Origin of the sequence: Acidovorax sp. JHL-3 (genome assembly GCF_000526295.1) — a bacterium.
GTDB lineage: Bacteria > Pseudomonadota > Gammaproteobacteria > Burkholderiales > Burkholderiaceae_C > Acidovorax > Acidovorax defluvii.
On the sequence record NZ_JAFU01000001.1, the window covers coordinates 580,014 to 604,519 of the forward strand.

The window sequence follows — 24,506 nt, forward strand, 5'->3', positions numbered from 1 at the left end:
CAACATGCCGCATTCGAGTCTCCACCCCGCCTTGCCTCCCCATTCCCTGCGCACCACCCTGGCCTGGACCGTTGGTACCCTCGTGTGCCTGCTGGCGTGGGATGCCATGGGGCAAGACCGGGCGCTGGCCCATGCCTTTGGCACGGGCAGTGGTTTCCCGATGCGGGAGCAATGGTTTTTTTCACAGGTATTGCACGAGGGCGCCCGCCGCGTAGGCTGGCTTGTGGTGCTGCTGCTGGCTCTGGGCGTTTGGTGGCCGATGGGATTGCTGCGGCGTATCGACCTGGGGGAACGGCTGCAACTGGCCGTCAGCGCGCTGGTGGCACTGTCTGTGGTGAGTAGCCTCAAGAGCCTGAGCGCCACCAGCTGCCCCTGGGACCTGGCCGAGTTCGGCGGCGTGGCCCGCTATGCATCGCACTGGGCGCTGGGCATTGTCGACGGTGGGGGCGGGCGCTGCTTTCCGGCGGGCCATGCTTCGGCGGGGTTTGCCTTTCTAGGGGGCTACTTTGCACTGCGGCGGCGCCAGCCGCGCGCTGCGCGCCTGTGGCTGGCTGCATCGCTGGCCGCGGGTCTGGTTCTGGGCGGGGCCCAGCAGGTGCGCGGCGCCCATTTCATGAGCCACACCCTGTGGACCGGCTGGCTCTGCTGGACCACCGGCTGGCTGTGCGACCTGGCGGCGGGTTTGCTGCGCCAGCGCTTTGCGTTGGCCGACAGCCAGCTACCACCGGGGCCACCGCCCCATGCAGCAACGTAACCTGGCCTTCTTTCACGCGGTGAGTGCCATCAACTGGCGCGGCAGATTTTCAGCATGTTGGTGCCGCCGGGCGCGCCCATGGGTTCGCCGCAAGTGATGGCATACACATCGCCGCCCTGCACGATGCCGCGGCTCTTGAGATGGCCTTCGGCCTGCGCCAGTGCCGTGTCGCGGTCGGCGCTGGTGTCCATGAGCAAGGGCCGCACATTGCGGTACATGGCCATTTTGCGCTGCGTGGCCACCTTGGGCGTGAGCGCATAGATCGGGATATGGCTGCGGTGGCGGCTCATCCACAGGGCGGTGGCGCCGCTGTCGGTCATGGCCACGATGGCCTTGGCCTCCAGGTGGTGGGCCGTGAACAGCGCACCCATGGCAATGGACTGGTCGATCCGGCCAAAGGTGCGACCGGTAAAGTCGGCGTCCAGCCGGTGATCCTCGGCCGCCTCGGCAGCGGCGCAGATCTTGGCCATTTCTTCCACGGTTTCCAGGGGGTATTTGCCGGCAGCCGTCTCGGCGCTGAGCATCACTGCGTCGGTGCCATCCAGCACGGCGTTGGCCACGTCGCTCACCTCGGCCCGGGTGGGCACGGGGTTGGTGATCATGCTTTCCATCATTTGCGTGGCGGTGATGACCACTTTGTCCAGCTCGCGCGCCATGCGGATCATCTTTTTCTGCAATGCCGGCACGGCCGCGTTGCCCACTTCCACCGCCAGATCGCCGCGCGCCACCATGATGCCGTCGCTGACGCGCAGGATGGCCTCCAGGTGCGGAATGGCCTCGGCGCGTTCGATTTTGGCAATCAGCCCGGGCTTGTGGCGGTATTCCGCTGCTGCCACGTTGCACAGCTGGCGCGCCATCTCCATGTCGGTCGCATTCTTGGGAAAACTCACGGCCACATAGTCGGCCTGGAAACCCATGGCCGTGCGGATGTCGTCCATGTCCTTGGCGGTGAGGGCGGGCGCCGTGAGGCCACCGCCCTGCTTGTTGATGCCCTTGTTGTTGGACAGCTCGCCACCGATCTTTACCGTGGTGTGAACCGCCTCGCCCCGCACCGCGTCCACCGTGAGAACAATCAGGCCGTCGTTGAGCAGCAGCACATCGCCCGGTTTCACATCGCGCGGCAATTCCTTGTAATCGAGACCCACGCCGGCCAGGTCACCCGGCTCGGTGCGCGAGGCGTCCAGCACAAACGGCGCGCCCTGCTCCAGTTGCACCTTGCCTTCGGCAAACTTGCCGACCCGGATCTTCGGACCCTGCAGGTCGGCCATGATCGCCACCTCGCGCCCGGCCCGCTGCGCCGCAGCGCGCACTGCCGTGGCGCGGTCGATATGGTCCTGCGCCTTGCCGTGGCTGAAGTTAAGCCGGACCACATTGACCCCTGCGCGGATCATGGCCTCCAGCAATGCCGGATCGCTCGATGCGGGGCCCAGGGTGGCAACAATCTTGGTGGCGCGACGGGTGGACATGGATGCGTCTCTTTCACTGAACATGTAATTAAGTTTCCATTTTTACACGGAAGCGGTTACACCCGCGAAACCGGCGCACCACGCTTGCTCCCACCGCTCGCCCGCATCAGGCGCGCATCAGTGCTTCGATTTCGTCGGCTTTCACCGGCACACCGCGCGTGATCAGCTCGCAGCCGGATTCGGTGACGATGGCGTCGTCTTCGATGCGGATGCCGATGTTGTGGAACGCCTCGGGCACGCCAGCAGCAGGCCGCACATAGAGGCCCGGCTCGATGGTCAGCACCATGCCCGGGCGCAGCACGCGGCTGGGGCGGTTGGTGATCAGCTCGCCCGAGAGCGGGTCCTTGCGCTGACTCACCTGGCCCACTTCACCGGGTTCCACGTAGCTGCCGCAGTCGTGCACATCCATGCCCAGCCAGTGGCCGGTGCGGTGCATGTAGAACTGAAAATAAGCCCGCTGGTCGATCACGTCCTGCGCCGAGCCCGCCTTGTTTTTGTCGAGCAAGCCCAGATCCAGCAGGCCCTGCGCCAGCACGGCCACGGTGGCGTCGTGCGGGTCGGTGAAGCGGGCACCCGCGCGCGTGGCGGCCACGGCGGCCTCCTGGCTTGCGTGCACCAGGTCATACAAGGCACGCTGCGGCCCGGTGAACCGGCCATTGGCCGGGAAGGTGCGCGTGATGTCGCTGGCATAGCCATCGAGTTCGCACCCGGCATCGATCAGCACCAGCGCGCCATCGCGCACGGGTGCGGTGTCGGCACGGTAATGCAGCACGCAGGCATTGGCGCCCGCCGCCACGATGGAGCCGTAGGCGGGGTATTGCGAACCCTGCTGGCGAAACTCGTGCAGCAACTCGGCATCCAGGTGGTATTCACGCACCTCCTCACCGGCACGCAGCATGCGGGCCGAGCGTTGCATGGCGCGGATGTGCGCGCCCGCACTGATTACGCTGGCGCGGCGCATGATGGCCTGCTCATGCGCATCCTTGACCAGCCGCATTTCATCCAGCACCGTGCACAGGTCGTTTTGCACTGCAGGGCACAGCGCGCCGTGGCGCGCACGGGCGCGCACGGCATTCAGCCATCCTTCCACCCGTGCGGCCAGGCCGTTGTGGGTGGCGAACGGGTACCAGACAGCGCCGCTGTTTTCGAGCAGGCGGGGCAGCCCGGCATCCAGCTCGGAGATCGAATGTGCGGCATCCACGCCCAGCGCAGCAGGCGCAGCCGCCGGACCCAGCCGGTAGCCGTCCCAGATCTCGCGCTCCAGGTCTTTGGGCTGGCAAAACAGCGTGCTGCGCCCGTCAGCCGTGATCACCAGGCAGGCGCCCGGCTCGGTGAACCCGGTCAGGTAATAAAAATAGCTGTCGTGGCGAAAGAGAAAATCACTGTCCCGGTTGCGCTGGCGTTCTGGCGCTGTGGGGATGATCGCGATACCGCCTTCACCGAGCATCGAGGCAAGGCGGGCACGCCGCTGGGCATGGATGGATGTCTGTAGACTCATCCGCACATTTTGAGGCCATCTGGCGATGGACGGCCCTCATGCCTGCGAATCTGCTTTCATTTTCCGGCCTTTCTGCGCAGCGTCGGGCAGGCTCCCATTGGTCCCATCCGTTATTTGCAAACATGTCTGCTCTGTTCACGTCACCGCTGCATTTCCTCCTGGTGACCTTCATCCCACTGCTCGGTCTCGTGTTGGCGACCTCACTGCTCGTCTACGGTGTGTATGTGCACTGGATAGACATACCCCGCAAGTGGCTGCTGACACCGCGCACCGTGCAAATACTGCTGGCAGTGGCCGTGCTGTGCAACGCCTGGCTGGGTTTGCGGCTCTATCTTTCACACGGCGCGCAGCAGGCCTGGCAGGACGGCGCGTCCATCCGTCTGGGTCGTGAGCGGTTTGTGCTGCCCCACGACTATCTGTATGGCGAACTCACCATCCCTGCAGGCAGCCTCATCAACCGCCGGGACCCGTTCGACAAAGGTGAACCCACCCGCCCGCTGGCGCTGCATGGGCTGGAAGCCGTGAGGTTCTCGCAGCCGGTGCAGTTGGCGGGTGTTTGGGCCAGCGCAATGCAGACGGTGCCCATGCGTGTGGAGTTGGCGCATGACCAGCGCATCGGCCCGTTCTACCGCTTCGACAGCGCCAGCCAAAGCTGGGTGCCCAACACCGTGGTGTCCGCACTGACCTGCAAGAAAGGCCAGATCGCCTTGTTCCACGTGCCGCACATTGCGCATGACATTCAGGCCGAACTGGGCAAACCCGCACCCGATGGGCCACAGGCACGGTTTCTGCCCAGCCAATGGCTGTTTCGCAAGTGCGAAGCTGGTCCGGCAATCGCCCTGGAACCGGCGCCCGGCAAAAGCCCCGTTGCGGCGGCGCCCCGTTAGGCTCAGCGGTTGAGTTCTGCAAGCCGCTCGGGCGTACCGACGTCAGTCCAGCGGCCGCCATAAAGTGAGGCGGACACACGGCCTGCGTCCATCGCACATCGCAGCAGCGGCGCCAGAGGGGCTTTGACGCCCAGTGGGTTGCCTGGCGCAATGTCGCACCACGGCGGCGCGAACAGTTCGGCCCGCAGCAACGCGATGGTGCTGTAGGTGTAGCGCGGCGCGGGGTCGTCTGCGGGCAGGTTCAGCGCCAGGCCTTGGGACGACAGGCCGAAGTCGCCGCGCGGGTTGTGCGCCGGGTTGGGCACCAGCCACAGATGGGCGAGCTGGTCGCTGGCGGCAAAAGCCTGCACAGCGGCGCTGTCGAACACAAAATCGGGCGCGAACACATCGCCCGCAGCCAGCCAAAAAACGGGCCCCAACTGCGGCAGGGCACGGGCAATGCCTCCCGCCGTTTCCAGCGCACCACCAAAATTCACACCCTCTTGCGAGTATGAAATTGATAGCTGCTTGCGCTTATCCCATATGGGTTTAACGCCATTTTTATCTGAAAAATAGGCAGGTATCTGCTCTCCCAGCCAGGCGGTGTTGATCACCACGCGCGAGACTCCAGCATTGGCCAGGGCCTGCAAATGCCACTGCAGCAGTGGCCGGCCCTGCACCTGCAGCAGAGGTTTCGGGGTGGAGTCGGTGAGGGGCCGCATGCGCTCGCCGCGGCCTGCCGCCAGCACCAGCGCAGGCACTTGCACGGAAGGGTTGGATTGCGTCATCGCACGGCCCCAGTGGCTGACTCCACAGCGCCGCGCTGCAGGGCATGGCGCTGCACCTCGGCGGGGTCAAAGAGGGCCAGCAGCGCATCCATCAGGGCCTGCGCCTTTACCGAATGATCGGCACCGAAATTGCACACGTACACATCCAGCGTGACGGCGTTTTGCTCGGGCCAGGTGTGCACGCACAGGTGCGACTCGGCCAGCAGCACCGTGGCAGTGACACCGCCCGGGCCTTGGGCTGTGGACGGGAAGGTATGAAACAGCTGGTCCACCGCCTGCAAACCCGCAGCGCGCACGGCATCCGTACAGGCCAGGGACAGTGCGGCGGCATCCAGCATGCGCTGGGGAGCGCAGCGGCAGCCACGCAGATCGGCAGTGAGATGCAGTCCTTGCATGGCCGGAACTGTAGTGCATTGGCCGCGACGCGACGGCGTGCGCGGGTGCCCGCAAGCCCCCCAGCTGGCCGCACCGGTAAAATGCCGGGTTTCCCCTGAACCTCCCACCCGGAGCCGCCCACCCCATGGCCAACACCCAGCAATCCCACCAGATGGCCAACGCAATCCGCGCGTTGGCCATGGACGCAGTTCAACAAGCCAATTCCGGTCACCCCGGCGCCCCCATGGGCATGGCCGACATGGCCGTGGCGCTGTGGGGCCGCCACCTCAAGCACAACCCGGCCAACCCCCAGTGGTTTGACCGCGACCGTTTTGTGCTGAGCAATGGCCACGGCTCGATGCTGCTGTATGCGCTGCTGCACCTCACGGGCTACGACCTGCCCATGCAGGAGCTCAAGAACTTCCGCCAGCTCGGCTCCCGCACGGCGGGCCACCCTGAAGTCGGCCACACGCCCGGCGTCGAAACCACCACCGGCCCGCTGGGCCAGGGCATCACCAACGCCGTGGGCTTTGCACTGGCAGAGAAGCTGCTGGCGGCCGAGTTCAACCGTGAAGGCCACACCGTGGTGGACCACCACACCTACACCTTCCTGGGCGATGGCTGCCTGATGGAAGGCATCAGCCACGAAGCCGTGTCGCTGGCCGGCGCCTGGAAGCTCAACAAGCTGATCGCGCTGTACGACGACAACGGCATCAGCATCGATGGCCAGGTCGCTCCCTGGTTTGCCGACAACACCCCCCTGCGCTTCGTGGCCAGCGGCTGGAACGTGATCGGCCCCATCGACGGCCACGACGCCGACAAGGTGGACGCCGCCATCGAAGAAGCCAAACAACAGTCCGAGCGCCCCACCCTCATCGTTTGCAAGACGCACATCGGCCAGGGCAGCCCCAACCGCGCCAACACGGCCAAGGCCCACGGCGAGCCGCTGGGCGCAGAAGAGATTGCACTCACCCGCGAAGCCTTGGGCTGGACGAGCGAGCCTTTCGTGATTCCTGAAGACGTGTACGCCGACTGGGATGCCAAGGCCAACGGCGAAGGTTTTGAGGCTGTCTGGAACGAGCGCTTTGACGCCTACAGCAAGGCCTTCCCCGAGCTGGCCGCCGAGTTCAAGCGCCGCATGGAAGGCAACCTGCCAGCCAACTTTGCCCAGGTGGCCGTGGACACCGTGGTCGCCGCCCACACCAAGGGCGAGACCGTGGCCAGCCGCAAGGCCAGCCAGCTGGCGCTGGAAGCCTTCACCGCCGCCCTGCCCGAGTTGCTGGGTGGCAGTGCCGACCTGACCGGCTCCAACCTCACCAACACCAAGAGCACACCCAACCTGCGCTTTGACACACAGGGCCATGTGGTGCAGACCGAGCTGGAAGGTGGCCAGAAGGTCGGTGGCCGCCACATCAACTACGGCGTGCGCGAGTTCGGCATGGCCGCCATCATGAACGGCATTGCGCTGCATGGCGGTTTCATCCCCTACGGCGGCACCTTCCTGACCTTCAGCGACTACAGCCGCAACGCCATCCGCATGGCCGCGCTGATGAAGCAGCGCGTGATCCATGTGTTCACGCACGACTCCATCGGCCTCGGTGAAGACGGCCCCACGCACCAGTCCATCGAACACGTTGCCAGCCTGCGCCTGATCCCCAACCTCGATGTCTGGCGCCCCGCCGACACGGCTGAGACCGCCGTGGCCTGGAGCGTGGCCCTGTCCAACCGCGACAAGCCCACCGTGCTGGCCCTGTCGCGCCAGAACCTGCCCTATGCACCCAAGCGCGACCTGGGCGACATCTCGCGCGGCGCCTATGTGCTGTCCGACCCTGCGGACGTGGGCCTCAAGAAAAAGCCCGTGGCCGTGATCATTGCCACCGGCTCCGAAGTGCAGCTGGCCCTGAAGGCCCAGCGCCTGCTGGCCGACAAGAAGGTGGCCGTGCGCGTGGTCTCCATGCCCAGCACCACCACGTTCGACCGCGAAGACACCAAGTACAAAAAAGCCGTGCTGCCCACGGGCCTCCCGCGCGTTGCCGTGGAAATGGGCGTGACCGACGGCTGGTGGAAATACGGCTGCGCCGCCGTGGTGGGCATCGACACCTACGGCGAGTCGGCGCCCGCACCCGTGCTGTTCAAACACTTCGGCTTCACCGAAGAGAACGTTGCGGCCACGGTGCTCGCGGCGCTCAAGCGCAAGTAAGACATATTGGTTCCGCTATCAACTTTGGAGAAACTCAGGCTATGACGATCAAGATTGGTATCAACGGCTTCGGCCGCATCGGCCGCAACGTGTTGCGCTCGGCTGTTCAGAACTTCAGCGACATCGAAGTCGTTGGCATCAACGACCTGCTGGAACCTGAGTACCTTGCGTACATGCTGCAGTACGACTCGGTGCACGGCCGCTTCCAGGGCACCGTGTCGGTCGAGGGCAACACCCTGATCGTCAACGGCAAGAAGATCCGCCTGACACAAGAGCGCGACCCGGCCAACCTGAAGTGGAACGAAGTCGGCGCCGACGTGGTGATCGAATCCACCGGCCTGTTCCTGGACAAGGTTTCGGCCCAGAAGCACATTGATGCCGGCGCCAAGAAGGTCATCCTGTCGGCCCCCTCCAAAGACGACACCCCCATGTTCGTGTTTGGCGTGAACCACGACACCTACGCAGGCCAGGCCATCGTGTCCAACGCCTCGTGCACCACCAACTGTCTGGCCCCCGTGGCCAAGGTGCTCAATGACAAGTGGGGCATCAAGCGCGGCCTGATGACCACCGTGCACGCAGCCACCGCCACGCAAAAGACGGTGGACAGCCCCAGCAACAAGGACTGGCGCGGTGGCCGCGGCATTCTGGAGAACATCATCCCTTCGAGCACTGGCGCAGCCAAGGCCGTGGGCGTGGTGATTCCGGCCCTCAACAAGAAGCTGACCGGCATGTCGTTCCGCGTGCCCACCTCCGACGTGTCGGTGGTCGACCTGACGGTGGAACTCGAAAAGGCTGCCACCTACGAAGAAATCAAGGCCGAGATGAAGGCCCAGTCCGAAGGCGCCTTGAAGGGCGTGCTGGGCTACACCGAAGACAAGGTGGTGGCCACCGACTTCCGTGGCGACACCCGCACGTCGATCTTTGACGCCGACGCCGGCATTGCCCTGGATGGCACCTTCCTGAAAGTCGTGAGCTGGTACGACAACGAGTGGGGCTATTCGAACAAGTGCCTGGAAATGGTGCGCGTGGTGACGGCCAAGTAAGCACGGCGATCCCCCACAAAAAACGCGCCCCAGGGCGCGTTTTTTTGTGCCTGACCCCGGCAGACCGGGCTCAGCGTGCAGGGGCCTGTGGCTTATTCCTGTGCGTCACGGATGGTGTCGCGCCCGTGGCGATCTTTCACCCGGCCCAGGTCGGCATCCAGTGCGCGCGTGAGTTTGTCCACCGCGCTGATGAACGCAGTGGCCATCTTGTCGGCCTCGGCCGTCACGGCCACCGGCTGGCGGCCGGCCACGCGGGCCTCGATACGGCAGCGTTTGTCTTCTGCCCCGGACTTGCCTGCATCCACATCGGTCAGAAACACCTCCAGGCGCGTGATGTTTTCGCGAAAACGCGCAAGCCGGGTGCCCGACTCGTCTTGAATCCATTGCGCCAGGGACTCGCCGCCATGGATATGGTCATCGGTGTGTACTTGTACTTGCATCGGGCACTCCTTGTGAAGTTGAAACGACATGGCAGCGCAGTCACGGCCATCGGTATGTTGGCATCATGCACGCATCCGGATTTTGAAGCTTGACGCCAGTCAATGGCGCACCAGCCAACAGGGATCAAGACGCCATGGCGCAGCAACGCGCTGACCGCCGCACGGCGAACCCAGAGAAACGGCCGATACCTCCTGGCGATTTCATGACAAACGCCCCGCCGCGCGCCCGAACTGGCACTGCGCGGGGCAAGCACGGCGCCTTCCTACAGACGCTGCGGGCCGGTAGTGCTACAAAGACAATTGCACGATTCCCCCACCGGGACTTGGTGCAAACCGCCCTGCGTCCCCTTCGGAGCTTCTTCATGCCCGCCTCCCGCCGCCTCAAGATTGGTCTTTCAGCCTGCTTCCAGCACGCCGACCCCGCGCGCCCGCTGTTCACTGGCAAGACCCTGCAGTATGTCGAGCAGTCCATTGCGCACTGGATCATGTCCGCCGGGGCCATGGTGGTCATGGTGCCCTGCCCCACGGGCGAGACCGCGCGCGGCGATGTGACGCTGGCGCACTATGCCCAGTGGCTGGACGGTGTGGTCATGCACGGTGGCGCTGACGTGTGGCCCGGCAATTACGGTGAGGAGGCCCTGCGCGAGGAGTGGTTGGGCGACCGTGTGCGCGACCTCTACGACCTGGCCGTGGTGAAAGCGTTTGCCGAAGTGGGCAAACCCATTTTCGGTGTCTGCCGGGGCCTGCAACTCATCAACGTGGCGTTTGGCGGCGCGCTCTACCAGGACCTGCAGACCCAGCACCCCGGTGCACTGCAGCACCGCAATGCCACCACGTACGACCAGCACTTCCACGATATCCACATCGTGGCCGACTCGCATCTGGCAAAGCTTTACCCCAACACACCGCGCGCGCGCGTGAACAGCATCCACCACCAGGGCATCAAGCGCGTGGCGCCCGACTTTGTGGTGGAGGCGCTGAGCGAGCCCGACGGCGTGCCCGAAGCGATTCGCCTCAAACCCGCGCCGGGGCGCGGCTACATCGCGGCCACGCAGTGGCACCCCGAGTTCCACCGGGCCGGTTCGGACACGCTGGACGACACTGCCATCCTCAACGACTTTCTGGCGGCGTGTGCACAAGCCAAGGCGAACCCGCTGGCGCGGCGGGACCAGCCTGCGGGGCTACGGGATCGGGCGACGAGGCTGCTGCGCAGTGCGTTGCGCAGAGACAAGGCGGCGGCGCCATAGCGGGCCGACGGACCGGTCTGAAAGGCGCGCCGATGCGGCGCAGACTGCGCCCGCCGATGTCACACCTCGTGGGAGTGAATTGCACTTCATCCCTGCCATTGCGTGCAAGCCGCAGCCAAGCACCGAGGCCGCCCTGAACCTCAAGCGCCCAAGCCCGACGCGGCGCGCGCACTGCCGCTGATTGCGCCACGACCCGCTGCACGCCGCCCGCCTGCAGGCGCACCACATGGCCCGCGCTGTGTGGCTCACCGACTACTGCCACCTCTTCACCCCCGCGCGGCCCAAGCCGAACATGGTGAAAAGAAGAGATGCCCACGCGCTACTGGCGCAATCTGCCCGAGGCGGCCCGGATCAGCGCATTGACCCAAACCGCGCACCAGCGCAGCGCCCAGATGGTGGCTGCCATGACCACCGTGCCCCAGCGGCGAATTGCAGGGGGCACCGGCCGCCAAGCCTGCGCAGCAAACCAGCCACCACGGTTGCAACGGGCACGGAGACTTCTACAACAACAACGAGAGGGAGGTTGGCGAAGACGTTGCCACCACCACGGCGGCAATGCACTACCGCGCCTCAGGGTGCCAGAAACGTCGCGCCCAGGTGCCCCACCTTCACCAGAATCAGCGCGCCCTCGGCCTCGGTGAACGGCGCGTGCTGGCTCCAGCGCGGGCTGCGCAGCCAGCTGCCCTGCGGGTAATGGCCCCATTCGTCAGAAAAAACCCCTTGCAGCACCAGAATCTCTTCGCCGCCCGGATGGGTGTGGGGTTGAAACCGGGTGTGGGGCGCCCAGCGCACCAGCGCGGTGTCAATGCCGTCATGCGAATGCAGCGGCAGTACGGTCAGGCCGGGCACCAGGCCCTGCCGCCACTCTCCCGCGCGGGTGTCCAGGCGCAGCGGTGCCGTGTCACCCGCGGTGAACTGCCACAGCTTCACAAACAACACACAGCCCTCGCGCGAAAACGGGGCATGGGCGCTGCCCGGCGGGTTGCGCAGGTAGGTCCCCGCCGGGTGGTCACCCGACTCGTCGGAGAACACCCCTTCCAGCACCAGAATTTCCTCGCCGCCGCCGTGAACATGGCGGTCAAAGCGCGCACCGGGTGCATAGCGCACGATGCTGGTGGCCCGCGCCACCTCGCCACCCGATCGGTCGAGCATGCGGCGCTCGACACCCGCCAGGGGCGAGGGCGCCCACTGGGCATCGGCAGGCAGTGCGGTCACCCGCAGGGTCATGTCGTCGTGAAGTTGCATGGGAGCGATTGGAGCAGCCCGCAGGCTATTCGGTGCGCAGCCCCCACAAAAACCCCAGGCACCACTTCACCTCGTGCCTTCGCGTGTCGATGGGGTTACGCGTCACTGCGGACGGTTCATTGGGCGAAATGCCGCCCACCCGGCCTTCGGACAGATCAGCCAGGCAAAGGCTTGGCTGCACTAGCCCGCCCGGCAAAACGCCCCGCCGTTCGCCATTACCAGGCAGCTGGGGCGCACCAGCGGCCCCAAAGGGGCTCCAGCGGACTCAAGCGGCCAGCAACTTGGCCAGCTCGCCCGAGGCGATGAGCGCCCGCACATCGTCACACCCGCCCACCAGCACGCCGCGTACGAACACCATGGGAAACGTGGGCCAGCCGGTCCACATCTTGAGGGCGTTGCGACGGCGCCATTGCGAGAGGTAGCTGCCAAACTCCCGGTATTCGTGCGGCACCCCGGCGGCATCCAGCGCCTTGCGCGCCTTGCCCACAAACGGGTTGCCCGACATGCCGATCACCACCACCGCATGGGCACGGACGGCGGCCTGCACCTCGTCGATCAACTCGCGGTGGAGCGCTGCCACTTGCGCCCGAATGGCGGGGTGGATGGCGTTCTCTTCCAATATGGTGCGGTGCATGAAAAGCTCCTGGTGGCGAGACGGTGGTGGTCTGGGGTGGGGAAAAGCGGGCGGCGGGCGGGTGGGTGACGACCGGCGCGCCGATAAGCAAGTGCAGGTGCAGGCGGCGGGGCAGCACGGGGCGTGGGCACCGGCTTGGGCCTCCGGCGCTGCTACAGCGGCCTGCAGCTAGTGCACCGACGGGCCCAGGGGGGCTCGCAGCGCTTCAGTGCTGGTGGCCGTGGGCCCCATGCACATGGCGGTGCGCAATCTCTTCGGCGCTGGCGGCGCGCACTTCGGTCACCTTGCAACTGAATTTCAGCGCCTGGCCTGCCAGCGGGTGGTTACCATCCAGGTGCACTTCGGGGCCCTTGATCTTGACCACGTTGAACACGGCCGGCTGGCCGTCTGCGCCCACACCCTGCAATTGGCCACCGACCTTCACGCCGGGCGGGAACTCGGCTTTGGGGATCGTGCGCACCAGGCTTTCGTCGCGGGCGCCAAAGGCGTCTTCCACGGCCAGGTCCAGCGCGGTGCTGAAGCCCACCGCCTGCCCTTCAAGGGCGGCCTCCACCTTGGGAAAAATGTTTTCATAGCCACCATGCAGGTACGACAGGCTGCCGCCGTCCAGCGGCTTGCCCTGGGGCGTGGTGACTTTGTAGGTGATGGTGACAGCGGTGTCTTTGGTGATGGTGGCCATGGTGGTGTTTGCGGTTTCGGTCGAGGAAGCGTCGCGGCGGCGCAGCAGGATCAACCCCGGCACCCGCGCGCGCATGGAAAGCGTGGATTGTCCACGAGGCGCCGCCCGGGCCCCAAAACACGCTGACTGTGGGGCCGAAAGCGGGTGGACCTACCCGGCAGCCACGGACTGAGCAGGGCGTTCTTCGTCCGTCTGCCCCGGGTAGCGCGCAAACCGCCGCGCCTCGGTGCCATGCACCGGGTCCTGCTCGGCCCAGGGCCAGCCGCCAAACTGGGTGCGGCGGTAGTCGTTCATGGCCTGCATGATTTCGGCCTGCGTGTTCATCACAAACGGGCCGTACTGCGCCACGGATTCGCCAATGGGCTGGCCTTGCAGCAGCAGGCATTCCACGGGCGCTGCGCCGGTGTTGGTCAATTGCCAGTCCTGCCCTGCCACCAGCTCCAGCGCGGCGTGCTGTCCCACGTCCTGCGGGCCCACACGCAGGCTGTCACCCCCAAAGAAATACAGCATGCGGCGTGTGCCCTGGCCTTGTGCGGCCGGCAGCGTCCACTGCGCGCCAGGCTCCATGTGCAAGGTCCAGATGGCCACATCGCCCTCGGGCTGCGAGGCCCAGGATTCGGGGGGCGGCGCCAGCGGGGCGGGCGCGCCGGGCAGGGCACCGGCCACCACGGTCACCGTGGTGGTGCGGCCAGCCGCGTCGTGCCGCACCAGGCGCGGAATGCGCTCGTTCCAGAGCATGGTGAAGTGGGGCTCCACCATCTTGCTCTTGGCGGGCAGGTTCAACCAGATCTGGAACAGCTCCAGCGGGTTGGGCTCGGTGGCGTTGAGCAGCGGGAACATCTCGGAGTGCACGATGCCCTTGCCGGCTGTGACCCACTGCACATCACCGCCACCAAAGCGCGCGGCCGCGCCCAGCGAATCCGAGTGGTCGATGAGCCCCTTGCGCACCAGCGTCACGGTTTCAAAGCCGCGGTGCGGGTGGCCTGGAAAGCCCGGCACGGTGTCGCCGTGGTACATGCTCCAGCCGTCTTTGCGGCTGAAGTCGCTGCCGATCTGGCGATCATCGATGGGCACGGCCGGGCCGAACGCCGCGTTGCCTGCGGGGTAGGCATCGTCGTGGTGGGCGCAGAACAAAAACGGGTCCATCGTGGGCCACAGCGGGCCCAGCGCCTGGGCTTGCACGATGGGCTGGGCGGCAGACAAAGACACGGGGGTGGACGGCATGGGGGGCTCCTTGGATTTGCGCCATACGCGATCGGGCAGCGCGTCTGTCAAAGATAAGGCCTGCGACGCCGCACAAAAGGTCGCTGCGTGGAACAGTGCGGTGCAAGGCGCAGGACAGTGGCGCATGGCCCTGTGACAACGCCCGCCATCTCACACACAGCCCTGGCGGCAAAGCTTAAGCCAAAACAGCCTCAAGCGCTTATGCAGCAAGCGCATACAGCTATTGTTTTTGATTAAAAAATCCACCTCAAGGCGGCTTGCCCACAAATGCCACCGTCAGCCCCTTGGCCGTCACCGTGATCGGCCCCGGCTGCAGGCCCAGTCCGTCGAACATGGCCGTGTCTTGTGGGCGCAGCTGGTGCAGGGTGACTTCGCGCAGCGATTGCTCGGCCAGCACGGGGGCGTAGACATTGAGGAGTTCCGAAACAGCGGGCTGGAGGGTCGGGAAATCCAGCCGCCCCAGCCGGATCTGGTGGGCGCGCAGGGTGCGGTCGCTGGCCTCGTAGCGCAGCGCAAATTCCACGTCGAACAGGCCTGCATGGCTGCGCCGCAGGGCCGGGCCTGCGGCATCCACCGCCATGGTTGCGCCCAGGCGATTCACCTCGGGCAGCAGGCGCAGCAGCGGCACCTGCAGGGTCAGGTCAAACAAGCCCTGCACGGGCACGCTGCGCGGGAACCTGGGCGCCACCATCTCCTGCAACTGCGCCAGCGGCACGGTGTAGCTGGGCTGGGCCAGCGCGCCACGCCCCAGCAGCAGCGCCACTGCGCCCAGGGCCAAGCCGCTGGAGGCGGTGGTCAGAAATCGTCTGCGATGCAGCATGGGGAATATCTCCTTGAACGGAGGTGGGACACGGGCCAGGTGAAAAGGTGCCGCATCTGCGGGCCGTGGCAGCGCATCCATTCACGCAACGGTGCAAGCCGTTGATTCATGGGCGATTTGATGGGCTGATCCATTCACCCACCATGCGCCCGGCTTGCTCGCAAAGCCGCAGGCGTAGCGCTTTGCCGAGGCCATGGACACGGTCCATCGGCTTGTGCGGCCAACGGTTAAGGCGAAAATGGCCTCTAGCGCTTATCCATCAATCGCTGACAGCTATCATTTTTGATAGCAACGCGTTGCCGTGCAACTACCGGCCCACCACGGACCAGCCTGCTTTCTGGTTGTCCTTGTCGTTCTCATACTCCCACGCCGTGCCGCAGCGGTCGCACACATAGCGCGTGATGGTGACGGAGCCCTGTTCGCGGTCTTCCTTGCGGTTGCCGCGCTGCACCAGCTCGGCGTGGCCGGGCGCCTTGCGCCAGTTGCGCTGGATGCCCTGGCAGGGCTCGCACAGCGCCATGGGTTTGAGTTCGTTCTGTCGGGCCAGGTCTTTGGTCATAGAGGGTGCAGCCATCGTGGGCTGGTGTGTTGGTTTGCATGCTGCGGGGCGGCTACTGTAAGGCAATGGCTCCGTGGCCAGAGCAAAGTGTGCTGCGGGCACGCCCCTGGCGCTCAGGCCGCCGTGGCCATGCGCAGCCTGCGCGCCGCGTCTTCGTCGCGGGCATCGTCGATCTCGCGCAGCACGGCCTGCATGTCCACATCGACATGGTCTGGCGCGTAGCGGCCGGTCAAAGGGGTTTCGTTGCTCAGCAGCCCACTCTGGTACAGGCTCCAGATTTCGGGGCCGTATTGCGTGGTGCGCAGCTCGGGGGCGAACTGGCCGAAAAAATCGCGCAGGTTGGCCACGTCGCGCAGCAACATGCGCTGGGCGTGGTTGTTGCCTGCGGCGTCCACCGCCTGGGGCAGGTCGATGATGACGGGGCCATCCGCATCTTCTGCGCCATCCACGCCCGGCAAGTGCGCCAGCAGGATGTTGAACTCCGACAGATCGCCGTGCACCACACCCGCACACAGCATGCGCACCACCTCGGCCACCAGGGTGGCATGGTGTGTGCGGGCGTCTTCGGGGGTAAAGCTCACATCGTTCAGGCGCGGGGCGGCGTCACCATGGGCATCGGTCACCAGCTCCATCAGCAGCACGCCGTCATGAAAATTGAACGGCTGCGGCACGCGCACGCCGGCTGCGGCCAGGCGGTAGAGCGCATCGACCTCGGCGCTTTGCCAGGCGGCTTCTTGTTCTTGGCGGCCAAACTTGCTGCCCTTGGCCATGGCGCGGGCCGAGCGCGAGTTTTTGACCTTGCGGTTTTCGGTGTAATCAACGGCCTGGCGGAAGCTGCGGTTGTTGGCCTCTTTGTAGATCTTGGCGCAGCGCGTTTCATCGCCACAACGCACCACGTAGACCATGGCTTCCTTGCCACTCATGAGTTGCCGAACCACGGTGTCGATCAGGCCTTCCTCAATGAGGGACTGCAGGCGGGGGGGTGCTTTCATGGGTGCATTTTGCGCCCGGGGCGCAATCCCCTGGCGCGGCACCGGGTGCTGGTGCCGGGTGGGACGTGGCTCAGAACGTGTTCACGATCTCAGGCCTGCGCGCCCAGATCGCGCAGGCGTTGGTGCAGCGCATCGTTTTCATCCACGGGCAGCTGGTTTTTGGCCTGCAGATAGTGGTGCGTGAACACGTCGAGGTAAGCCTCCAGGGTTTGCGCCGCGCGGGTCTCGCCCGCCAGTTCCAGGCACAGGGCGGCCACCTCGGAGGTGCACAGGTGGTCATCGTGCAGCGCATGGCGCAGGCGGTAGCGCGAGCGTTGCCCCGGCTGCAGGGTGAGCACGGGCAGGCGGTCCAGATAAGGGCTTTTGCGAAACATGCGGCGCGCCTCGGGCCAGGTGCCATCGAGCAACACAAACAGCGGGCGCTTGCCGCTGGCGCTGTGCGGGGCAACGGGGCCTGCGTTGCAGGCAAGGCCGGTCAGCACCCGCTCGGGCGCCACGTCGTCACCCGGAAACACCACCACCGGCTGCCACTGCGGGTCGGCCAGCAGGGCCAGCAAATCCGGGTGCACGGCGGTGCGCGCCCAGCCAAAGGCAAAGGTGTCGGCCACCACGTCGGCGATCAGCCAGCCGGTGTTGCTGGGCTTGAGCGCCTCGACATCGCCCATCAGCAGGCACACGCCCGCGCGCGTGGGCACGGCCGGGCGCAAGGCGCACAGGCAGTGGCTGGGCAGCAGGCGGCAGCCTGCGCAACGCTCGCCGCGCGGGCCACCGCGCGCCAGAAAGGGCTTGGAACTGCGCGCCAGGCGCTCGGTGCGCTGGCGCGAGACGGCATGGGGAATCACAGGCGCCATAGCCACGGTCATCGGCCACCTGCGCATTCGAGCTCGAACAGCGGCACCTCGGACTGGCGGCTCAGCCACACGCCGCCGCCGAGCTCGGTAAAGCCCTCCTGCAGGCCGCGCCGGTACAGCTCGGCCCGGTGGCGAAACAGGCGCGGGTCGGTCAGGTCTTCGTCGAGGATGTCGCGCTCATAGTCCTCGCGCGTGACGGCTTCGACATACAGCGCGCCCCGGCTCAACCGGCCCAGGTTGCGCAGGGCCAGTTTCAGGTCGGACGGGTTCAGGTAGGGCAGCACGCCCTGGCAGATCACCAGGTCAAAAGGCTCGGCCGGGTCATGGGCCTGGTAGTCCACCACCGAACCGCGCTCCCAGCCGAAACGCCCGCACAGGTAGTCGCTGAACTCCACGCCGTGGTAGCTGGCATCGGGAAAATGCCGCGCCACCGCCGCACGCCACAGGCCGATGCCGCAGCCCACATCCAGCACCCGCTTCACCGGCACGCGCAGGTACTGCAGGTAGCTGCACACAAACGCGCCCAGCCGCTCGGCGTGTTCGGGGTCAATCACGCTGGTTTTCTTGTCGAAGTAGTAGCGCTGGTAGTAGGCCTCGTCGAACCAGGTATCACTTGCAGATTTCACGCGCCATTCCTTCAGCCATGGGGTGCACTACGCCTGCGCCGGAATGCCGGTGCAGGCAGCGCCGCCTACCGTGTGTGCCCAAGTATCGGGCAGCAGAGTGAGTCAATGCCGCGCTTGCGCTGTCGGCGCGCTGGCCCCCAACGGGCACGCGGGCGGGCGTGCCAGCCACCGCAGCGTCGAAAACCCGTGCACTCAGGATTGCGCGGCAGCCCGTTTTTCAAGAATCTCGAACGCGGGCAGTGTCTTGCCTTCGAGAACCTCCAGAAACGCGCCACCGCCGGTAGAGATGTAGCCCACTTGCTGCTCGATGCCATATTTGGCAATGGCCGCCAGGGTGTCGCCGCCGCCGGCAATGCTGAATGCGGGCGACTGGGCAATGGCCTCGGCAATCACGCGCGTGCCGTTTTCAAAGGCGGGAAACTCGAATACGCCCACGGGGCCGTTCCAGACAATGGTGCCGGCCGATGTGAGCTGCGCCGCCAGCCGTGCGGCGGTTTCGGGGCCGATGTCCAGAATGAGGTCGTCCTCGGCCACATCGGTGGCGGCCTTGATGGTGGCGGGCGCATCGGCCGCGAAGGCCTTGGCGGTGACCACGTCGGTGGGAATCGGCACCTCGGCGCCACGCGCCTTCATGGCGGCCATCACGGAGCGGGCGGCGTCCAGCAGGTCGGGCTCGGCCAGGCTCTTGCCGATGGGCAGGCCTGCGGCCAGCATGAAGGTGTTGGCAATGCCGCCACCCACGATCAGCTGGTCCACCTTGTCTGCCAGGCTTTGCAGGATGGTGAGTTTGGTGGACACCTTGGAGCCCGCCACGATGGCGGCCAGCGGACGCTGGGGGTGGGCCAGGGCCTTGGTCAGGGCGTCGATTTCGGCCGACAGCAGGGGGCCGGCGCAGGCAATGGGGGCGTACTGGGCGATGCCGTAGGTGGTGCCCTCGGCGCGGTGGGCCGTGCCAAAGGCGTCGTTCACGAAGATGTCGCACAGGGCGGCCAGCTTGCGGGCCAGCTCTTCCTTGTTCTTTTTCTCGCCCACATTGACGCGGCAGTTTTCCAGCAGCACCACCTGCCCCGGGGCCACGGTCACGCCGTCCACCCAGTTGGCGAGCAGCGGCACCTCGCGCCCCAGCAGCTCGGTCAGGCGCTGGGCCACGGGGGCCAGCGAGTCTTCCGGCTTGAACGCACCTTCGGTCGGACGACCCAGGTGGCTGGTCACCATGACGGCGGCGCCCGCCTCCAAAGCCATGCGGATGCACGGAATCGAGGCGCGGATGCGGGTGTCTTCGGTGATGCGGCCGGCGGCGTCCAGCGGCACGTTCAGGTCCGCACGGATGAAGACGCGCTGGTTGCGGGCCTTGCCCTGGGCGCACAGATCGGAGAAGCGGAGGATATTCATGGCAAAGGTGTAAAGGAGGGAAAGTGGGCTCGCGGGCGGCCATTTTAGTAACCGCAGCGAAGGGCGCCATTCTGTCTGTGCCAGTGCACCCGTGGAACGGGCTTTGCCAGGCCACCGGGGGCGTCCCCCCTGGGGGGATGGCGCCAAAGGCGACTCAGGGGGGCTTGCTTGCGTCTACCAGCCCCAGCCGATGTGCAGTGGCAGGTACACCAGCATCCCCACCACGATGGTGCCCAGAATGCCCCGGCGCCAGAAGTAGTAGGCGCTCGCGCACGCCACGGCGGGCAGACGCGCATCTTTCAGGGTGGCGATGAGTTCGCCGTTCGCCATGAAGATCTCGGGCGCAATGACGGCCGTGAGGGCAGCCAGCGGTGCATATTTGAGCCCGCGCTTGAGCCAGTCGGGCATGGGCAACTCGCGCTCGGGGATCATGAAGAAGGAGCGCGTCACGAGGGTGAGCACAGCCAGGCCCACCACAGCGAGAAAGGGTTCGAGCCAGTCCCAGCTCATGGATGCAACTCTTCGCGCAGCGCCACCGCATCGCCGGCCTCGACCTGTTCGAACTCGTCGGCCGGGATCATGCTGTCGGCCGGCACCAGCAGCACCTCGGGGCGGTGGCGGCGCCGGTCCACAGCCTCGATCAGCAGGCCCACCGCGATCGCGGCGGCAATGGCCACCAGAATGTTGAGCTTGAGCGGCAGGGCAAAAGCAGCAATGGCGGCCGTAGCGGCCACTCCCGTGGCAAGCCAGGTGGCGCGGTCGAACAGCAGCGACAGCAACACCCCCAACAGCGCCAGCACACCGGCAAACCCCAGTCCCCACGACAGCGGCACGGCATTGGCCAGAAGGATGCCGGCAATCGAAGGCACCTGCCAGGCCAGCCAGTTGGTGGTGGCGGCGCCCCAGAAGTAGGGCACCTGCTCGGGCGCGGGGCGTGGCTCGGGAAAGCGCTTCATGAAGGCGACAAAGATCACGTCGCCGCTGAAGTAGCCAATGGCCAGCCGCTGGCGCAACGGCAGGTGCACAAAGTAGCTGCGCCACAGGCTGCTGAAAATCACGAAGCGCAGGTTCACACACGACGCCGTGAGCCACACCACCCACAGCGGCGCCCCGGTGGCCAGCAGCGGAATCACGGCCAGCTGGGCGCTGCCTGCATACACCAGCAGCGACATGAAAATGGCCAGCGATACCGACATGCCGCTTTTGACCATGGCCACACCGGTCACCATGCCCCAGGCGGCAATGCCCAGCGAGGTGCCCGCCATATCGGTGATGGCCAGGCGAAACGCCGGGTGGCGCACGGTCTGGCCGACCGCCTGCAGGCTCATGGCGCTGTCGGCGCGCCGGGGGTGCCGGGTGCCTGCGCCTCCCCCAGCACCATGCCGGGCTGCAGCGGAAAGCCACGCAGAAACTCAGAGGCCGGCAACCGCTTGCCTCCGGCCCGCTGCAAGGTGGTCAGGCGCAGGGCATCTTCACCGCAGGCCACGAGCACGCCGGTGCTGTCTATAGATAAAATCTGCCCGCAGCGCTTATCTGACAAGCGCTGATAGCTATTAATTTCGTAGCCCCACAGCTTGACGGTCTCGGTGCCCAGCGTGGTGCTCGCCCCGGGAAACGGATCGAAAGCCCGGATCTGCCGGCCAATCACGTGCGCTGGCAGCGACCAGTCCACTGCGCTCTCGGATTTCTCGATCTTGTGGGCATAGGTCACGCCCTGCTCCGGTTGCGGGACAGGCTGCAGACCACCGCAGGCGGCCAGCTCAAGGGCCTCCACGATCAGGCGGCCACCCATGTCGGCCAGCCGGTCGTGCAGCGAGGCGGTGGTGTCGCGGGGACCAATGGGCAGCTTTTCGGTCAGCAGCATGGCGCCCGTGTCCAGCCCCGCATCCATCTGCATGATGGTGACGCCCGTCTCGGTGTCGCCCGCCTGAATGGCACGGTGAATGGGGGCGGCGCCGCGCCAGCGCGGGAGCAGGCTGGCGTGAATGTTGAGGCAACCCCTGGCCGGGAGGTCCAGCACCCACTGCGGCAGGATCAGGCCGTAGGCCGCCACCACCATGGCATCGGCCTGGGCGGCCAGCAGCGCCGAACAGGCGGCAGCAGCGTCTTCGGGGAATTTTCCGTCCAGGCGCAGGCTGCGGGGCTGGGCCACGGCAATGCCATGCTCGAGCGCGCATTGCTTGACGGGCGAGGCCTGCAGCTTCATGCCCCGGCCTGCGGGCCGGTCGGGCTGCGTGAGAACGAGGGGCACGGTGAACCCGGCGCTCAGCAGGCGCTGCAATGCGACACGGGCGAATTCAGGGGTTCCGGCAAAAACGATTTTCATGAAGAGGGGCCCGGTGGCGGCTGTCAGAGATCCCTGTCGTCACCCGGCGGCTGGTCATCGGAGAAAACCAGTTGGCGCACGGTGCCGGCGCGGTCGATGTGGATGTGCGCCATGCGCGGTTCGTAGTCGTCCATGAACCGGTAGGTCCAGATGTCGCCGTCAAAACGGGCAACCCGTTCGACCAGCATCGGCGGGCCGAAGGTGCGCTCGACATCTGCCTGGGTCCATGTGTTCAGTGCAATGCCCGAAAAGCGGGCCAAGGTCAGCACCTGCTCGACGCGTTCAAGACGCCCGGCGCCATCAAAGTCGAGATGAAATACCCGGCGGCCTGCGGGCAGGGTGGAATACAGCAGGCGCTCCCGGTTGCCCTCCAGGGCAGTCGTGCTGTGCGGTGCGCCCAGCCGCGCCAGCACATCTGCTCGCCGGGCTCCCGGCTTTTCCAGGTCGGGCGATGCGCAGGCCGACAGCAACACCCCGGAGACCAGCGCAACAGCGCCGATACCAAGGCGTCGCCTCCAGGTGCTCACTCGCGCGCGTCCCGCTGCTGCTTGAGCAGCTTGGTCTTGATGCGGTTGCGCTTGAGGGGGGAGAGGTATTCCACGAACACCTTGCCCATGAGGTGGTCCATCTCGTGCTGGACGCAGACCGCCAGCAGTCCCTCGGCTTCGAGGGTGCGCGAATGCCCCTGGGCGTCCAGAGCGCGCACATGCACTGCAGCAGCGCGTTCGACGCCGTCATAGATGCCCGGCACCGACAGGCAGCCCTCGTCGCCCACATGCTTTTCCGGGCTGGCCCAGACGATTTCGGGATTGATCAGCACCAGGGGTTCGTTGCGCTCTTCGGAGACATCGATGACCACGATGCGCTCGTGCACGTCGATTTGCGTGGCCGCCAGGCCGATGCCGTGGGCGTCGTACATCGTGGCGAGCATGTCCTCAACCAGCGTCTGGACGCGTGCATCGACGGCCTGAACCGGCTGTGCAACCTTGTGAAGACGAGGATCCGGGTAACAGAGAATGGGAAGAATTGCCATGGATGAAGGTGAAAGCTGTCGCTATTTTCGCCACTTTTGGCGCCCGCTGCAGCCCCTGACCGCAATATTCGTTGCCCAATCAAGGGCTTGAGCAGAGAATCTCAGATCGTTTGTAACGTATCTGCCCGGCGGCTTGCATGACGCAATCGACCGCGGCGCCAGTGAGGGGGCGTTTCACAATGCATCAAAAAAGGAACAACATGACGGCATTCACCCGCGTGCGGCAAAACGCCTTGGGCGCGTTGACAGTATTTGCCGGCGCCTTGCTTGTCGCTCCGGCCCAAGCGCAGAACTTCCCGATTTCCAGTGGCCAGCGGGCAACGGCGCAGCAGGTGGCCGAACGTGGGGTTCCTCTTTCCGAGCTGGCTCCGGGGGCTCCCGACACTTATGTAGTGAAACGTGGCGACACCCTCTGGGGCATTTCCGGCATGTACCTCAAGCGCCCTTGGCGCTGGCCCGAGTTGTGGGGCATGAATCTCAAGGCCCTGCCCAACCCGCATCTAATTTTTCCGGGACAGACGCTGTACCTGGAAAAGGACGGCGGCTATGCACGTCTTCGCACCAGCGCCCGTGGCGAGCCTGACACGGTGCGGGTGTCTCCGCGTACGCGCAGCGACAGCCTTTCCGACACCGCCCTGCCCACACTCAAGCCCCACCTCATCGAGCCCTTCCTGGTGGAGCCGCTGGTGGTGGATGCCGAGGTGCTGGAACGCGCGCCACGCATCGTGGCCACGGTGGATCACCGCGTTCTGATGGCGGACGGCGACCGGGCCTATGCCCGTGGCGATGCTGCCACTCCGCTGCGCATGGAGCCAGGTGCGCCCCGCCACTACCGAATTTTCCGGGACGCCATTGCACTCAAAGATCCGGTGACGGGTGAAATCCTGGGCTACGAAGCGCAATACGTCGGAAAAGCCGAACTGGTGCGTGGCGAGTCGCTCGAAGAAACGGCCGATGGCAAGGGCGGCAAAGTGGTCGAGTACGTACCCGCCACGGTCGAGCTGACCGCCACCAAACAAGAGGTTCGTGCGGGCGACCGGCTGCTGCCAGCGCCGGCGCGCGCCTTTGTCAGCTACACGCCGCGCGCACCCCAGATGGAAGTCGATGCGCGGGTGGTCTCGATTTATGGCGGCAATTCCGTGACCTACGCGGCACAGAACCAGGTCGTTGCGATCAACAGGGGCTCCCAGGATGGCATGGAGGCCGGCCAGGTTCTCCACATCATGACCATGGGCGACCGCATCAAGGACAGCACGGACGAGGCAAAGACCGTGATCAAGCTGCCCAGCGAGCGCAATGGCCACGTCATGGTGTTCCGCACGTTTGACCGTGTTTCCTACGCATTGATTCTGGAAATCAGCACCGGCGTGCGAGTGGGTGACCGGCTGGTCAATCCCGACTAAGGACGGAACCGGAGGCCGCGCAGTCGTTTCGTCTGCAAGCGCGCC

Annotated in this window: 26 protein-coding genes; 6 read left to right on the forward strand and 20 right to left on the reverse strand. The window is 65.9% G+C overall.

Annotation, left to right across the window (positions count from 1 at the left end; genetic code table 11):
* Positions 1-4 precede the first annotated feature (4 nt).
* Positions 5-754, forward strand: coding sequence for a phosphatase PAP2 family protein (locus tag K226_RS0102640; protein WP_024813322.1), 750 nt, complete (start codon positions 5-7; stop codon positions 752-754).
* A 29-nt stretch (positions 755-783) separates the two neighbouring features.
* Here the strand turns inward: K226_RS0102640 and pyk are convergent, their stop codons facing one another.
* Together pyk and K226_RS0102650 are read right to left on the reverse strand one after the other, a co-directional pair.
* Complete coding sequence (gene pyk, locus K226_RS0102645; protein ID WP_024813323.1) at positions 784-2,220, reverse strand: pyruvate kinase; 1,437 nt, start codon at positions 2,218-2,220, stop codon at positions 784-786.
* 106 nt (positions 2,221-2,326) lie between these two features.
* Complete coding sequence (locus K226_RS0102650) at positions 2,327-3,718, reverse strand: aminopeptidase P N-terminal domain-containing protein (protein ID WP_024813324.1); 1,392 nt, start codon at positions 3,716-3,718, stop codon at positions 2,327-2,329.
* Between the two features lie 122 nt (positions 3,719-3,840).
* Between K226_RS0102650 and K226_RS0102655 the strand changes: the two genes are divergently transcribed.
* Positions 3,841-4,605, forward strand: coding sequence for a hypothetical protein (locus K226_RS0102655; RefSeq protein ID WP_024813325.1), 765 nt, complete (start codon positions 3,841-3,843; stop codon positions 4,603-4,605).
* 2 nt (positions 4,606-4,607) lie between these two features.
* Here K226_RS0102655 and K226_RS0102660 read toward each other — a convergent pair whose 3' ends face one another.
* Together K226_RS0102660 and speD are read right to left on the reverse strand one after the other, a co-directional pair.
* On the reverse strand, positions 4,608-5,372 hold the full coding sequence (locus K226_RS0102660; RefSeq protein ID WP_024813326.1) for a nucleotidyltransferase family protein: 765 nt from the start codon (positions 5,370-5,372) through the stop codon (positions 4,608-4,610).
* Positions 5,369-5,767 (reverse strand): adenosylmethionine decarboxylase, encoded by a 399-nt coding sequence (speD, locus tag K226_RS0102665; RefSeq protein WP_024813327.1) that lies wholly within the window; start codon positions 5,765-5,767, stop codon positions 5,369-5,371. Before speD ends, K226_RS0102660 begins: the two co-directional genes overlap by 4 nt.
* A gap of 125 nt (positions 5,768-5,892) precedes the next feature.
* Between speD and tkt the strand changes: the two genes are divergently transcribed.
* A complete protein-coding gene (tkt, locus tag K226_RS0102670) occupies positions 5,893-7,947 on the forward strand; it encodes a transketolase (RefSeq protein WP_024813328.1) in 2,055 nt (684 codons plus the stop codon).
* Positions 7,948-7,988: 41 nt separating this feature from the next.
* A complete protein-coding gene (gene gap, locus K226_RS0102675) occupies positions 7,989-8,990 on the forward strand; it encodes a type I glyceraldehyde-3-phosphate dehydrogenase (protein ID WP_024813329.1) in 1,002 nt (333 codons plus the stop codon).
* 92 nt (positions 8,991-9,082) lie between these two features.
* Here gap and K226_RS0102680 read toward each other — a convergent pair whose 3' ends face one another.
* Positions 9,083-9,430 (reverse strand): HPF/RaiA family ribosome-associated protein, encoded by a 348-nt coding sequence (locus K226_RS0102680; RefSeq protein WP_024813330.1) that lies wholly within the window; start codon positions 9,428-9,430, stop codon positions 9,083-9,085.
* 362 nt (positions 9,431-9,792) lie between these two features.
* Here K226_RS0102680 and K226_RS0102685 point away from each other — a divergent pair, with 362 nt between their 5' ends.
* Entirely contained in the window at positions 9,793-10,677 is an 885-nt protein-coding gene (locus tag K226_RS0102685) for a gamma-glutamyl-gamma-aminobutyrate hydrolase family protein (protein WP_024813331.1), read from the forward strand.
* A gap of 570 nt (positions 10,678-11,247) precedes the next feature.
* On the opposite strand, the gene K226_RS0102690 is transcribed toward K226_RS0102685, so the two are convergent.
* The 15 genes from K226_RS0102690 to def all read right to left on the reverse strand — a co-directional run bounded on the left by K226_RS0102690 (position 11,248) and on the right by def (position 23,058).
* Positions 11,248-11,922: a cupin domain-containing protein gene (locus tag K226_RS0102690; RefSeq protein WP_024813332.1), complete on the reverse strand. Its 675-nt coding sequence runs from the start codon at positions 11,920-11,922 to the stop codon at positions 11,248-11,250.
* A gap of 265 nt (positions 11,923-12,187) precedes the next feature.
* Complete coding sequence (locus K226_RS0102695) at positions 12,188-12,556, reverse strand: glutaredoxin domain-containing protein (protein WP_024813333.1); 369 nt, start codon at positions 12,554-12,556, stop codon at positions 12,188-12,190.
* Between the two features lie 205 nt (positions 12,557-12,761).
* Positions 12,762-13,235 (reverse strand): peptidylprolyl isomerase, encoded by a 474-nt coding sequence (locus tag K226_RS0102700; RefSeq protein WP_024813334.1) that lies wholly within the window; start codon positions 13,233-13,235, stop codon positions 12,762-12,764.
* A 150-nt stretch (positions 13,236-13,385) separates the two neighbouring features.
* A complete protein-coding gene (locus K226_RS0102705) occupies positions 13,386-14,459 on the reverse strand; it encodes a pirin family protein (RefSeq protein WP_035241296.1) in 1,074 nt (357 codons plus the stop codon).
* Positions 14,460-14,706: 247 nt separating this feature from the next.
* Positions 14,707-15,279 (reverse strand): hypothetical protein, encoded by a 573-nt coding sequence (locus tag K226_RS0102710; protein WP_024813336.1) that lies wholly within the window; start codon positions 15,277-15,279, stop codon positions 14,707-14,709.
* A 307-nt stretch (positions 15,280-15,586) separates the two neighbouring features.
* A complete protein-coding gene (locus K226_RS0102715; RefSeq protein WP_024813337.1) occupies positions 15,587-15,838 on the reverse strand; it encodes a hypothetical protein in 252 nt (83 codons plus the stop codon).
* A gap of 113 nt (positions 15,839-15,951) precedes the next feature.
* Positions 15,952-16,830, reverse strand: coding sequence for a PA4780 family RIO1-like protein kinase (locus K226_RS0102720; protein ID WP_024813338.1), 879 nt, complete (start codon positions 16,828-16,830; stop codon positions 15,952-15,954).
* A gap of 89 nt (positions 16,831-16,919) precedes the next feature.
* Entirely contained in the window at positions 16,920-17,693 is a 774-nt protein-coding gene (locus tag K226_RS0102725) for a tRNA-uridine aminocarboxypropyltransferase (RefSeq protein ID WP_024813339.1), read from the reverse strand.
* Positions 17,690-18,307, reverse strand: coding sequence for a class I SAM-dependent methyltransferase (locus K226_RS0102730; RefSeq protein ID WP_024813340.1), 618 nt, complete (start codon positions 18,305-18,307; stop codon positions 17,690-17,692). The genes K226_RS0102725 and K226_RS0102730 overlap by 4 nt, the downstream gene beginning before the upstream one ends.
* Positions 18,308-18,499: 192 nt before the next feature.
* Positions 18,500-19,699 (reverse strand): phosphoglycerate kinase, encoded by a 1,200-nt coding sequence (locus K226_RS0102735; protein WP_024813341.1) that lies wholly within the window; start codon positions 19,697-19,699, stop codon positions 18,500-18,502.
* 174 nt (positions 19,700-19,873) lie between these two features.
* Entirely contained in the window at positions 19,874-20,209 is a 336-nt protein-coding gene (locus K226_RS0102740; RefSeq protein ID WP_024813342.1) for an AzlD domain-containing protein, read from the reverse strand.
* A complete protein-coding gene (locus tag K226_RS0102745; RefSeq protein ID WP_024813343.1) occupies positions 20,206-21,027 on the reverse strand; it encodes an AzlC family ABC transporter permease in 822 nt (273 codons plus the stop codon). The genes K226_RS0102740 and K226_RS0102745 overlap by 4 nt, the downstream gene beginning before the upstream one ends.
* A complete protein-coding gene (fmt, locus tag K226_RS0102750; RefSeq protein WP_024813344.1) occupies positions 21,024-22,025 on the reverse strand; it encodes a methionyl-tRNA formyltransferase in 1,002 nt (333 codons plus the stop codon). The genes K226_RS0102745 and fmt overlap by 4 nt, the downstream gene beginning before the upstream one ends.
* 23 nt (positions 22,026-22,048) lie before the next feature.
* Complete coding sequence (locus tag K226_RS0102755; protein WP_035240826.1) at positions 22,049-22,552, reverse strand: membrane protein; 504 nt, start codon at positions 22,550-22,552, stop codon at positions 22,049-22,051.
* Positions 22,549-23,058, reverse strand: a complete 510-nt coding sequence (def, locus tag K226_RS0102760) for a peptide deformylase (protein ID WP_024813346.1) — start codon at positions 23,056-23,058, stop codon at positions 22,549-22,551. Before def ends, K226_RS0102755 begins: the two co-directional genes overlap by 4 nt.
* Positions 23,059-23,258: 200 nt before the next feature.
* Between def and K226_RS0102765 the strand changes: the two genes are divergently transcribed.
* A complete protein-coding gene (locus K226_RS0102765) occupies positions 23,259-24,461 on the forward strand; it encodes a LysM peptidoglycan-binding domain-containing protein (protein ID WP_024813347.1) in 1,203 nt (400 codons plus the stop codon).
* Positions 24,462-24,506: the final 45 nt, after the last annotated feature.

Coding starts and splice junctions, on each gene's coding strand:
- K226_RS0102725 (WP_024813339.1), bottom strand. CDS start 17,693: ATGACCGTGGCTATGGCGCCTGTGATTCCCCATGCCGTCTCGCGCCAG.
- K226_RS0102745 (WP_024813343.1), bottom strand. CDS start 21,027: ATGAGCCTGCAGGCGGTCGGCCAGACCGTGCGCCACCCGGCGTTTCGC.
- K226_RS0102695 (WP_024813333.1), bottom strand. CDS start 12,556: ATGCACCGCACCATATTGGAAGAGAACGCCATCCACCCCGCCATTCGG.
- K226_RS0102690 (WP_024813332.1), bottom strand. CDS start 11,922: ATGCAACTTCACGACGACATGACCCTGCGGGTGACCGCACTGCCTGCC.
- K226_RS0102705 (WP_035241296.1), bottom strand. CDS start 14,459: ATGCCGTCCACCCCCGTGTCTTTGTCTGCCGCCCAGCCCATCGTGCAA.
- K226_RS0102685 (WP_024813331.1), top strand. CDS start 9,793: ATGCCCGCCTCCCGCCGCCTCAAGATTGGTCTTTCAGCCTGCTTCCAG.
- K226_RS0102720 (WP_024813338.1), bottom strand. CDS start 16,830: ATGAAAGCACCCCCCCGCCTGCAGTCCCTCATTGAGGAAGGCCTGATC.
- gap (WP_024813329.1), top strand. CDS start 7,989: ATGACGATCAAGATTGGTATCAACGGCTTCGGCCGCATCGGCCGCAAC.
- K226_RS0102655 (WP_024813325.1), top strand. CDS start 3,841: ATGTCTGCTCTGTTCACGTCACCGCTGCATTTCCTCCTGGTGACCTTC.
- K226_RS0102715 (WP_024813337.1), bottom strand. CDS start 15,838: ATGACCAAAGACCTGGCCCGACAGAACGAACTCAAACCCATGGCGCTG.
- pyk (WP_024813323.1), bottom strand. CDS start 2,220: ATGTCCACCCGTCGCGCCACCAAGATTGTTGCCACCCTGGGCCCCGCA.
- K226_RS0102640 (WP_024813322.1), top strand. CDS start 5: ATGCCGCATTCGAGTCTCCACCCCGCCTTGCCTCCCCATTCCCTGCGC.
- def (WP_024813346.1), bottom strand. CDS start 23,058: ATGGCAATTCTTCCCATTCTCTGTTACCCGGATCCTCGTCTTCACAAG.
- speD (WP_024813327.1), bottom strand. CDS start 5,767: ATGCAAGGACTGCATCTCACTGCCGATCTGCGTGGCTGCCGCTGCGCT.
- K226_RS0102710 (WP_024813336.1), bottom strand. CDS start 15,279: ATGCTGCATCGCAGACGATTTCTGACCACCGCCTCCAGCGGCTTGGCC.
- K226_RS0102700 (WP_024813334.1), bottom strand. CDS start 13,235: ATGGCCACCATCACCAAAGACACCGCTGTCACCATCACCTACAAAGTC.
- K226_RS0102735 (WP_024813341.1), bottom strand. CDS start 19,699: ATGAATATCCTCCGCTTCTCCGATCTGTGCGCCCAGGGCAAGGCCCGC.
- K226_RS0102650 (WP_024813324.1), bottom strand. CDS start 3,718: ATGAGTCTACAGACATCCATCCATGCCCAGCGGCGTGCCCGCCTTGCC.
- K226_RS0102765 (WP_024813347.1), top strand. CDS start 23,259: ATGACGGCATTCACCCGCGTGCGGCAAAACGCCTTGGGCGCGTTGACA.
- K226_RS0102660 (WP_024813326.1), bottom strand. CDS start 5,372: ATGACGCAATCCAACCCTTCCGTGCAAGTGCCTGCGCTGGTGCTGGCG.
- tkt (WP_024813328.1), top strand. CDS start 5,893: ATGGCCAACACCCAGCAATCCCACCAGATGGCCAACGCAATCCGCGCG.
- fmt (WP_024813344.1), bottom strand. CDS start 22,025: ATGAAAATCGTTTTTGCCGGAACCCCTGAATTCGCCCGTGTCGCATTG.
- K226_RS0102740 (WP_024813342.1), bottom strand. CDS start 20,209: ATGAGCTGGGACTGGCTCGAACCCTTTCTCGCTGTGGTGGGCCTGGCT.
- K226_RS0102680 (WP_024813330.1), bottom strand. CDS start 9,430: ATGCAAGTACAAGTACACACCGATGACCATATCCATGGCGGCGAGTCC.